Raw genomic sequence first — 11375 nt, 5'->3', positions numbered from 1 at the left:
GGGGCGCGGGGCGCGGGGCGCGGGGCGCGGGGCGCGGGGCGCGGGGCGCGGGGCGCGGGGCGCGGGGCGCGGGGCGCAGGAGGCCGCGGCATGATCCCGCTCGATCCAGGGATCTAGTGGTGTCGGGGCCAAGGGGAGGCCACTACATCCTGGAAACATCCTGGATCGAGCGCGATCTTGGCGTGGGGAAGCGTTCCGCACGGCGCCGATCTTGCACTTTCTTCGCCGACATGTGGTGCGAAATGGAGCTTATCGGCATCCGTAAGTGCAAGATCGGCGCGACTGGGCGGTGGGGCGCGGCGGGCGGCGCGACTGCGGAGGCGGGGCGGGGGCGCGACTGGGCGGTGGGGCGCGACTGGGCGGTGGGGCGAGGTTACACGTCGATGTTGAAGCGTTGCAGCACCGATGGCGCGATCAGGCCGGCGGTGGCGAGTACCACCACCACGGTCAGCACGGCGCGCAGGACGACGACCTCGGTCTTGCTGCCGGTGCGCAGCGCGATGCTGTTCGGCAGGCCGATCATCGTCCACATGCGGCGGCGGATCGGTATCGGCCAGAGGATCGGCACACCCGCCTTGGTGATCATGTCGCCGAGGATGTGCACGAAGCAGCCCACCCCGACGGCCGTACCGATCAGCGGATAACCCCGCCCGCCTGGCAGGTTGGCGAAGGTGAACCAGGCGGCGCCGGCCGACGCGAGCGTCACGATCACCCAGCCGGCCCGTTCGGCCCACTCGTCGAAGAGCCCGCGCAGGGCGAGGCCGAACATGAAGAACAGGATCGTGATCACCGCCCACTTGCCGTACGCGGCGCAGAGCGCGGTGGTGCCCCAGCCGACCAGCAGCGTGAACGGAAGCGTGTGGGTGAGCGTCCGGTGCCCGTTGTTGCGACGTGGGTCCTTGCTGAGCTTCGTCGCGTAGTAGACGCCGAGGGAGATCTTCTCCATCACCTCGGCGACGAAGAGCGAGAAGACCCCGAACGTACGGGCGACGGTGGCGCCTCCCTGGTTGCGGGTCACCTTGCCGGACAGGTCGAGGTCCGGAAAGAGCGCCCCACCCGCGCACACCGCTGTGCCCACCGCCAGCGCCAGGGGCGACTGGTGGTAGTCGGCGAACTGGTCCAGCGCCCAGGACCCGGCCAGCCATACCGCCGCGCCGGACAGCGCGTGCGACGGTCCCATCATCTCGGCTCACCCTCCCCAGGGATCTTGAGCGCCAAAACTACGCCACTGTAGCGAGCACCGGTGTCGCAGGGGCGTCAGTTTGAACGTCCACAACGGACAGTGTCAGGGGGTGGGGGTGAAGCTCTGCCGGATCATCACGAAGTATGCCGCGTTGACCTGCCAGTCGAACTCTTTTGTCAACCAGGAGACGGTGTAGGCGCGTCGGGCCGAGGTGTTGGCGAGCAGTCGGATGCTGTGCACCCGCTCGCCGGCGGCATTCTCCCAACTGCACTCCCAGAGGGCCCCGCCGTCGAAGACGTCCAACGCGGAGATGTCCACCTTGCGGTAGCCGGGCAGCGCTTCGGCGCTGACGAGCCGCCTCTCCTCGGCCTTGAGGTGCGCCACCGGATCGGCCTGCGTCGGCCCCGCCTCGACGCTGAGCACACGCGCCCCGCTGGGCTCCCGGAAGCAGGTCACCGCCCCTTCGGTCCAGCGTGCCCACGCCACCGGCGCGGCGATGCGGAAGCCGGTCGGGTCGTCATGCCAGGTCCAGCCGTCCCGCAGCCCGTACCGTGCGTCTTTCGGTGGTGACACCGAGGGCACCGGCGTGGCCGTCGGCGGCGGGGGCGACGCGCAGGCGAACGCCGCCGGTCGGGTGGCGGTCGCGCCGCCGCCGGAGCCGGACGGCGGCGTGCGTTCGTCCGGGCGGTGGAGCAGCGCCACCGTGACACCACCGGCGACGAGCAGGGCCGCCGCGGTGGCCGCGCCACCCCACGCGATGAACCGTCCCCGTCGGCCTGTCGGGCGGTGGGTCGGCGTCGCCGCCTCGTGTGCGGGACCGGCCTCGTCGACCCGGGCGGACGCCGCCGTCCGGGCCGCGTCGCGAACCGCTGCCACCGCCGAGGACTGCGCCGGGGGAGGCCGCTGGTCGTGGTCGGCCGCCGCGGCCCGCAGCAGCGGCTCGGCCTCGGCGGCGGTCAACCGCCGCCAGGGATCGCGCTGCAACAGGCCGCTGATCGCCGGACGCAGGGGGCCGGCCCGGCGCATCGGATCCGGCGGCTCGGTGGCCAGCGCGCTGAGCGTCGCCATCGCGCTGGACCTGGCGTACGGTGACTGTCCCTCGACCGTCGCGTAGAGCGTCGCGCCCAGCGACCACAGGTCGGTGCGCGGATCCGACACGCCGTCGCGGGCCCGCTCCGGTGCGACGAACTGCGGGGAGCCGAGTACCAGGCCCGGACCGGTCATCGCCCCGTCGCCACCGTCGAAGGTCGCCAGTCCGAAGTCGGTGAGCACCACCCGACCGTCGTCGGCCACCAGCACGTTGTGCGGCTTCACGTCGCGGTGCAGGACCCCGGCGCTGTGCGCGGCCCGTAACGCGGCGAGCACCGCCAGCCCGATCCGGGCCGTACGGGCGGGGCTGAGCGGGCCCTCGGCGTTGATGATCTGCTGCACCGACCGGGACGCCACGTACTCCATCACGATCCACGGGTTCTCGCCGTCGTGCACGACGTCGTACAGGCGGACGACGTTGGGGTGGTTGAGCCGCGCGGCGGCGCGCGCCTCGCGGAGCGTCCGCAGTCGTAGCTCCGCGCGCTCAGACTCGGCCAGCCAGGCCGGCGGCGCGACCTCCTTCACCGCCACGTCCCGGTGCAGCATCTCGTCGCGGGCCAACCACACCCGGCCCATCCCGCCGGTGCCGACCAGGTCGAGCAGCCGGTACCGACCCGCGATCAGCAACTGCTGCACGGTCGCTCCCCCTCGGTCACCCTGCGTCACACGATAGCCACCGCCGCCGATTTTCTCATCCGCTGAGCGGCCTCGATCCACGCCGGACGGAGGGCCGAGCAGGGCCGTACGGCGCAGGTCAGCGGGGTGGTCGGAAACTCTTTCGCACGGTGGTCCAGTCCGCGCTGGCGGCGGTCCAATCCCGATCGTCGGTGATCCAGCCCAGCGTCCAGCGTTCCGCGCCCACGATCTGTTGCCGTGCGTGCAGCCGGGGGCCGTCCGGGGCATCCCACCGGCACTCCCACTCGACGCCACCGTCGCCGGTGGCGAGCCGGATCTCGTCGTAGCCGGGCAGCGCCCCGGCCCGGGAGGCCTCGTCGCGGGCCGAGCGTAGGCGGGTCAGCGGGTCCGCGGCGCCGCCCTCGGCGACGCTCAACGCCCGCCCGGTGGCCGGGTCCTGGAAGCAGGCCACTGTTCCTTCGCGCGAGTAGTACCAGGTCGCCGGGACGGACACCTGGAAGCCGGTCGTGTCGGCGTGCCATACCCAACCCGGCGGCGGCCGGAACCGCTCGCCGGCGTCGGGTGACCCGACCGTGACCGGTACGCCGGTGATGTCGGGGCGGACGCAGGGGAACGGCGGCGGGGGAATGTCGCGGCCCCCGGGTGGGGGGCCGGGCCGGCCGGGGCCGCCGCGGTGCGGGCGGTCCCGGTTGTTGCCGTCCGGCCCGCGACCGTCGTCCACGCGCCCGGCGGTCGGGGTGGTGGACGTCCCGGCGGTGTCGGTCGGGCCGTCGTCGGCGACGGCCAGCGCGGTGCCCACGCCGGCGGCGGCCGCCACGAGCAACGCCGTGACGACGAGCGCCGCCCGCCGCGCCGGACGCCCGCGGCCCGCCTGACCCGTCGCGCCGGTGGCGTCCGTCGGAGCCCGGCCACCCGGGTCGGTGCGCGGGTGGACGTCGGACGGAGCGTCTCCGGGCGGGCCGTCGCCGGGCGGGCGGGCGCCGGCGCCGGTCGCGTCGGACTCCGGCTGCCAGCGAGCGGCGGCGGCCACCTCCCCGGAGGTGGACGCCGCCGAGGCGGGGGAGGCGGTAGCGGCCGGCGTACTGGCCGGACCTGCGGGGCTGGTCGGGCCCGCCGAAACTGCGGTACCGGCGAGGCCGATCGGACCTGCGAGGCCTGCGAGGCTGGTCGTGGGCGGGGCGGCGTCGTGCGCGTCGGTTGCGTCGTGCGGCGGGTGGTCCGGCAGGCTGGCGCGACCGGTCGCGGCGGCGGTGAGCAGCCGGCGAGCCCCGTCGTGGTCCAGGCGGTCGTCAGGGTCGCGGCGCAGCAGCCCGGCGAGCACCGGCGCGAGCGGACCCGCGTGTGGGGCCGGGTCCGGTGGACCGGCGGCCAGCGCGCTGAGGGTGGCCATCGCGTTGCTGCGGGCATACGGGGAGCGGCCCTCCACGGCGGCGTGCAGGGTGGCGCCCAGCGACCACAGATCGGCCGCCACCGTGGACACTCCCTCGGCGGCCCGCTCGGGCGCGACGTACTGCGGGGAGCCGAGCACCATCCCGGGGCGGGTCATCGCGCCGTCCCCGCCGTCGAAGGTGGCCAGTCCGAAGTCGGTGAGCATCACCCGGCCGTCGTGGGCGACGAGCACGTTCTGCGGCTTGATGTCGCGATGCAGCACCCCGGCCGTGTGGGCGGCCTCCAAGGCGTCGAGCAGGGCCAGGCCGATCCGGGCGGCGCGGACCGGCTCCAGCGGCCCCTCCGCGTCGATGACGTCCTGCAGGGTGCGCGACGGGACGTACTCCATCACGATCCACGGACTGCCCTCGACCGGGACGACGTCGTAGAGCCGGACCACCGCGGGGTGGTTGAGCCGGGCCGCGGTGCGCGCCTCGCGCAGGGTGCGCGAGCGCACCTCGGCCCGCTCGTGGTCGGCCAACCAGCTCGGCGGTACGACTTCCTTGACCGCGACCTCGCGGTGCAGCATCTCGTCGCGGGCCCGCCAGACGCGACCCATGCCCCCGCGGCCCACCAGGTCGAGCAACCGGTACCGACCGGCGATCAGCACCTGCGCACGCTCCTCCTCAGCCGCTGTCCGGTGTACACCCTAACCAGCGGATCGGAAGGTACCTATAGTTCGTCCGACGAAACTCAGCAGGCGGCGTGGTCGGCGGCGGCGAGCAGATTTCCCTCCGGAATGGCGATCCGGTCACGTCCGCCGGCCAGTCGGGCGGCGGCCCGACGGGCCTGGAGTGGGCCGTGTTCGCGGCGGGCGACGGTGTAGCTGGCGGCGGTGCGGGCCGCGATGGCGGCCCAGCCGTACCGTTCGCTGACCATGGTGCGAGCCCGTCGGGCCACCCGCCGGGCGAAGACCTCGTCGCCGAGCAGTCGGTCGACCGCGCCCGCGAGGGCGACCGGGTCGCTGTGCGGGAACGTCACGCCGGTGACGCCGGGCTCGACGATCTCGGCGAGGCCGCCGGTACGGGCCACCGCGAGGGGCGCTCCGGCTGCCGCGGCCTCCAGGGCCACCATGCCGAACGGCTCGTAGAGGCTGGGGACCACCGTCGCGTCGGTGGCGCCGAGCACCGCCGGCAGTTGGGTGGCGTCGAGGAAGCCGGTGAAGCGGACGGTCGAGCCGAGCGCCAGGCGGCGGGCCTGGGCCTCCAGCTCGGGGCGGTACGGGCCGTCGCCGGCGATCACCACGCGCAGCCCGGGGTGCCGTTCGCGCAGTCGGGGCACCGCGTGCACGAGGTGCTGTACGCCCTTCTCGTAGACCAGCCGTCCGGCGTACCCGACGAGTGGGCCGTCCGCGGCGAACCGGGCGCGGGCCGACGCGACGGCGCGCGGTCGGGCCCGCCAAGCCCGGTCGTCGACGCCGTTGGGGACCACGTCGACCAGCCCGGTCGGTACGTCGAACAGCGCGCTGACCTGGTCGCGCATGTAACCCGAACAGGTGATCACCCGGGTGGAGGTCCCGCTGAGCCAGTGTTCGACGCCGTGGATGGTGCGGTTCATCTCCTCGGGGAGCCAGCCCTGGTGCCGGCCCGCCTCGGTGGCGTGGATGGTCGTGACCAGCGGCAGGTCGAGGTGTTCGGAGAGGGTGACCGCGGTGTGGGCGACGAGCCAGTCGTGTGCGTGGATGACGTCGTAGGCGCCGGCCTGGGTGGCGCGCAGGGCGGTGCGGGTGAGGGTGTGGTTGAAGGCCATGGTCCAGGCGAGGAGGGAGCCGGTGGCCAGGGGGAACGTCACCGGGTCTTCGGGGGCGCGCAGGATGCGCACGCCGTCGGCGTACTCCTCCAGGGGTGCGCCGTCGGCGTGGCGGGTGACGACGGTGACCTCGTGCCCGGCGGCGGCCAGGGCCACCGACAGGGCGTGGACGTGGCGGCCGAGGCCGCCGACGAGCACCGGCGGGTACTCCCACGACAGCATCAGTACCCGTAGCTGGCGGGCGGGGTGGATGTCGATCACGTGGGCATCGGGTGACATGCGGCCCCCTTTGAGTTGTCCCCGGGCGCGCGCCGACCGACACCGGAGTCGGTGTCGCCGTCGCGTCTGGATCGGGGCCAATCCTGCCGGGCCCGAAATAACCAGCGGAGACACCGCCGTTGCGGTCATGTAAAGCGCTACTGGCCCTTTCGGCGAACCCGCAGCAACTCGGCCACCGACCACGCCTGGAACGGGCAGCCGGTCGCGGAGTGCGGCGCGACGCCGTCGGCCGTCTCACTTACCGATCCTAGCCCATATTCGGTCAGATGGGACTCAATGCCAATCAATACGTCATCGACTGACATCTTGCCCCGGCGGGCAGCGTCCACGTACGGCCCGAGCAGCCACGGCCACACCGTGCCCTGGTGGTAGCCACCGTCCCGCTCGGCCGGGCCGCCCCGATGGCGACCCACGAACTCGGGCGCATCCTCCGTGAGGCTGCGCGGTCCGAGCGGGGTGAGCAACCCGTTCGCGATCCGGCGCAGCGTCGCCTCGTCCGGCTCCAGCGGCGCGAACGGCAACGACCAGGCCAGCAACTGGTTGGGGCGCAGCGCGTCGTCGTCGTGCAGCGCGGCCCCACCCAGCGGGTACGCGGGCGCGGGCGCGTCCAGCACGTCGTGCAGCCACCCGGTCGGGGCCGGGAACCGCTCCCGGAACGAGGCGGTGGCCTGCCCGTGCAGCCGCCACAGCCCGCCCGCGTCCTGCCCGGCCAGCTCGGTCAGCTCGGCGAGACCGGCCAGCCCGTTGATCCACAACGCGTTGACCTCGACGGGCTTGCCCGTCCGCGGGGTGACCGGCACGCCGTATACGCGGGCGTCCATCCAGGTCAGGGCGGTGCCCGGAGCGCCCTGGCTGAGCAGCCCGTCGGCCGGATCGACGGCGATCCCGTAACGGGTGCCGGCCACGTGCGCGTCGACGACCCCACGCAGCGCGGGCAGCAGCTCGTCGCCGAGATCGGTGTCGCCGGTGACCGTCACGTGCCGGCTCACCGCGTGCAGGAACCACAGCGTGCCGTCGACGGTGTTGTACTCCACCCGACCGGTGTCGGCGGTATTGGCGAGCATCCCCTCGGAGAGCGTCGCCGCGTACGACCGCAGCAGCGCCCGGCCCAGGTCGGCCTGACCCGTGCAGAGGAACAAGCCCTCGTACGAGATCATCGTGTCCCGCGACCAGGCCCCGAACCAGGGGTAGCCGGCGACCACGTCCGCCGCCGCCTCGTTGGTGCGGATTACAAATGCGTCGGCGGCCAGCGCCAGGGTGGCGTCGACGTCGTCGGCGGGCTTCGCCGTCGCCACCACCTGCCGGTTGCGCCGCCGGGCCGTCGCCACGATCTCCTCGGCCGCCATCGGCTCCAGGTCGAGCGGCGCGGCCCAGGCGCGCACCGACACCGTGTCGCCGGGGCGTTCCAGCTCGCCGGCGAAGCGGCCCGCGTACCAGAGATCCTCGTCCGGGTGCAGGCCCCGGTTGGCCTCCTCGCGGTGGTGCACGCCCAGCCACCACTGCCCCTCCGGCGTCCAGCCGGGGCCGGCCAGCCGGTACGCGCCCTCGACCACCGCACCGTCGGCGACGGCCTCGACCTGCGGGGTCGGACCGTCGGCCCGCCGCTCGCCGTGCGCGTCGCGCCAGGTGCACGCGGCGGACAGCTCCAGCCGGACCGGACCGCCGGCGACCAGCCGGTGCACGACCGCCACGCAGGAGCGGCCGGGCAGCATGGCCAGCTCGCGTTCGATCACGACCGCGCCGATCCGCCACCGCCAGCGGGGGAGCCCGTCGACCAGCTCGAAGCGCTCCAGCAGCTCGAACCCGCGCGGGTCGACGTCGCCGGAGGACCACTCGTGCGCGCCGAGGCGTACCCGCGCCCCGGAGGGCAGGGTGACGGCCGGGTCGAGGCTGACCAGTCCCACTTGGCGGGACGCCGGAGTGTCGCCAGGAACCACCAGCAGGCCGTGGTAGCGGCGGGTCCGCAACCCGCCGACGGTGCCCATGGCGTACCCGCCGAGACCGTCGGGCACCAGCCACTCCCGGCTGGACGCGCTGGTCAGGTCGCCACAGACCTGCGGGCCGAAACGAATGTCGATCAACTTTCCTCCACCGCCGCCGAGGTGTAACACGCCACGGCGAGAATGGCCGCTGTGGTGAAGTACCGCGGCGGCGTCAAAGATGTGCACGTGATCACTGACGGATCGTCCTCCGACGCCTCGCCACCCGACGCTGAGCGGCTCCGGCTCGCCCAGGCCGACTCGGGTGAGCAGGACTGGCGTGCATGGGGTCCCTATCTGTCCGAACGGGCGTGGGGGACGGTACGGGAGGACTACAGCGAGCACGGTACGGCGTGGGACTACTTCCCACACGACCATGCGCGGTCCAGAGCCTACCGGTGGAACGAAGACGGGATGGCCGGCGTCTGCGATGACCGACAGACCTTCGCCTTCGCCCTGGCGCTGTGGAACGGCAAGGACCCGATCCTCAAGGAGCGGATGTTCGGCCTGGGCGGCGACGGCGGCAACCACGGGGAGGACGCGAAGGAGTACTGGTGGTATCTCGACAGCACACCGACGCACTCCTGGATGCGCTGGCGCTACCACTACCCGCAGGGAGCCTTCCCGTACGACGAACTCGTCGCGGTGAACGCGCTGCGCGGCCGGGACGACACCGAGTACGAACTGGTGGACACCGGCATCTTCGACGACGACAGGTACTGGGCGGTGACCGTCGACTACGCCAAGGCGTCTCCGACCGACCTGTGCATCGTGGTGACCGTGGCCAACCGGGGCGACAAGGCGGCGACCCTGCACGTGCTGCCCACCCTGTGGTTCCGCAACACCTGGGCCTGGGGGCTGCCCGGCGGCGACCGGATTCCCCGGCTGACCGGCGAGGGCACCCGGCTGGTCGGCGAGCACCGGGTGCTCGGCCAACTGCTGCTGGAGGGTGACGGCGGCCCGGTGCCGCTGCTCTGCGACAACGACACCAACGCCGAACGGCTCTGGGGGCTGCCGGGCCGCTCGCCGTACCCGAAGGACGGCATCAACGACCACGTCGTCAACGGCGCGCCCACGGTCAACCCCGCCCGCGAGGGCACCAAGGGCGCGCTGCACTACGTACTCGACGTGCCGGCCGGCGGTCAGCGCCAGATCCGCCTGCGGCTGACCCGTACCGCGTCGCCCCCGGCCGCCGGCCCGCCGCCCCCGGCCGACCTGCGCGACGGCTTCGAATCCGTGGTGTGGGCCCGGCGCGCCGAGGCGAACCGCTTCTTCGCCGGCGTGATCCCGGAGACCGCCACGGCCGACGAGGCGCTGGTGGCCCGGCAGGCCATCGCCGGGCTGATGTGGGGCAAGCAGTTCTACCACTTCGACGTCAAGCGCTGGCTGGACGGCGACCCCGGCTCGACGCCACCGGCCGGACGTCGGCACGGGCGCAACAGCGCCTGGTGGCACATGACCAGCTTCGACGTCATCTCCATGCCCGATCCCTGGGAGTACCCCTGGTACGCGGCCTGGGACCTGGCCTTCCACTGCGTGAGCATCGCCCGGGTCGACCCGGGCTTCGCCAAGGAGCAGGTCCTGCTCCTGCTGCGCGAGTGGTACCTGCACCCCAACGGGCAGATCCCGGCGTACGAGTGGGCGTTCGGGGACGTGAACCCGCCGGTGCACGCGTGGGCGGCGCTCAAGGTGTTCGAGATCGACGGCGGCAAGGACTTCGAGTTCCTGGGCCGGGTGATGCACAAGCTGCTGCTCAACTTCACCTGGTGGGTCAACCGCAAGGACACCGGCGGCAACAACGTGTTCGAGGGCGGCTTCCTCGGGCTGGACAACGTCGGGCCGTTCGACCGCTCGGCGGCGCTGCCGGTGGCCGGCGTGCTGGAGCAGTCCGACGGCACCGGCTGGATGGCCATGTACGCGCTCAACCTGCTCGACATGGCCATCGTGCTGGCCGAGCACGACCGGACCTGGGTGGACACCGCCACCAAGTTCTTCGAACACTTCCTCTACATCGCCGCCGCCGCGTACGAGCAGGGGCTGTGGGACGACGAGGACGCGTTCTTCTACGACGTGCTGCGGCTGGCCGACGGCACGAAGGTACCGCTGAAGGTCCGCTCGGTGGTCGGGCTGCTGCCGCTGGCCGCCACCACCCGCCTCACCGCCAAGACCCTGCACCGGCTGCCGGAGCTGGGCGCGCGGCTGCGCTGGTTCCTCACCAACCGCCCCGAGTACGCCCAGGTGATTGGCACCCGACGGCTCGGCCCGGACGGCCGCCAGCAGCGGCTGCTGTCCATGGTCGGCCAGGAGCAGGTGGTACGGCTGCTCGCCCGGATGCTCGACCCCGACGAGTTCCTCTCCGACTTCGGCCTCCGCACGCTGTCCCGCGCGCACCTGGACAAGCCGTTCTCCGTCACCCTCGGCGGGCAGGAGTTCTCGGTCGGCTACGAGCCGGCCGAGTCGACGAGCGGCCTGTTCGGCGGCAACTCGAACTGGCGCGGCCCGATCTGGATGCCGACGAACTTCCTGCTGATCAGCGCGCTGCGCGACTACGCGGCGTTCTTCGGCGACGACCTCCAGGTGGAGTATCCGACGCGCTCCGGGGTGAAACGCTCGCTGGACGAGATCGCCGACGACCTGTCGACCCGTCTGATCTCGCTCTTCACCCAGGACGACTGGGGACGCCGACCGATCTACGGCGCGGCGCACCTGTTCCAGACCCACCCCGACTGGCGGGACCTGGTCGCCTTCCCCGAGTATTTCCACGGCGACAACGGTGCCGGCCTGGGCGCCTGGCACCAGACCGGCTGGACGGCCCTGGTCGCCGACCTGATCCTCACCCTGCGCCGCTGACCCCGCGCAGTGCCGCGCAGTGCCGGTCGATAGGGCGAACGTTGCCTGATGCGGTAGTAGTCCTCCGCTATTCAGAGTGAATAGCTGGCATCGAGGGTGGTCAAGGAAAGGTGCACCCGACCTGCAAGGATATGGTTGTTGGGGCCTTGTCCTATGTGGAAGCAGGTGCACCTTTCTGGTGA

The 11375-nt window shown here is 72.8% G+C and carries 6 protein-coding genes; 1 reads left to right on the top strand and 5 read right to left on the bottom strand.

Going from position 1 to position 11375, the window contains the following annotated elements; all coding sequences use genetic code 11:
• Window positions 1-373: 373 nt before the first annotated feature.
• The 5 genes from ACLQ24_RS26275 to ACLQ24_RS26255 form a co-directional block, all read right to left on the bottom strand.
• Window positions 374-1183 carry a metal-dependent hydrolase gene (locus tag ACLQ24_RS26275; protein ID WP_425894381.1) on the bottom strand — a complete coding sequence of 270 codons (810 nt, stop codon included), beginning with the start codon at window positions 1181-1183 and terminating at the stop codon, window positions 374-376.
• A 102-nt stretch (window positions 1184-1285) separates the two neighbouring features.
• Window positions 1286-2908, bottom strand: a complete 1623-nt coding sequence (locus ACLQ24_RS26270) for a serine/threonine-protein kinase (RefSeq protein ID WP_425894380.1) — start codon at window positions 2906-2908, stop codon at window positions 1286-1288.
• Window positions 2909-3026: 118 nt separating this feature from the next.
• Window positions 3027-4946, bottom strand: coding sequence for a protein kinase domain-containing protein (locus tag ACLQ24_RS26265; RefSeq protein WP_425894379.1), 1920 nt, complete (start codon window positions 4944-4946; stop codon window positions 3027-3029).
• Window positions 4947-5029: 83 nt separating this feature from the next.
• Complete coding sequence (locus ACLQ24_RS26260; RefSeq protein ID WP_425894378.1) at window positions 5030-6364, bottom strand: glycosyltransferase family 4 protein; 1335 nt, start codon at window positions 6362-6364, stop codon at window positions 5030-5032.
• 137 nt (window positions 6365-6501) lie between these two features.
• Entirely contained in the window at window positions 6502-8445 is a 1944-nt protein-coding gene (locus tag ACLQ24_RS26255; RefSeq protein WP_425894377.1) for an amylo-alpha-1,6-glucosidase, read from the bottom strand.
• A gap of 42 nt (window positions 8446-8487) precedes the next feature.
• On the opposite strand from ACLQ24_RS26255, the gene ACLQ24_RS26250 reads away from it, so the two are divergent.
• Entirely contained in the window at window positions 8488-11193 is a 2706-nt protein-coding gene (locus tag ACLQ24_RS26250) for an MGH1-like glycoside hydrolase domain-containing protein (RefSeq protein ID WP_425894376.1), read from the top strand.
• The last annotated feature ends 182 nt before the right edge of the window (window positions 11194-11375 follow it).

The organism is Micromonospora sp. DT4, assembly GCF_049841675.1.
GTDB lineage: Bacteria > Actinomycetota > Actinomycetes > Mycobacteriales > Micromonosporaceae > Micromonospora.
Note: the sequence above shows the minus strand (reverse complement) of the source record. Positions and strands in the feature narration are given on the sequence as shown.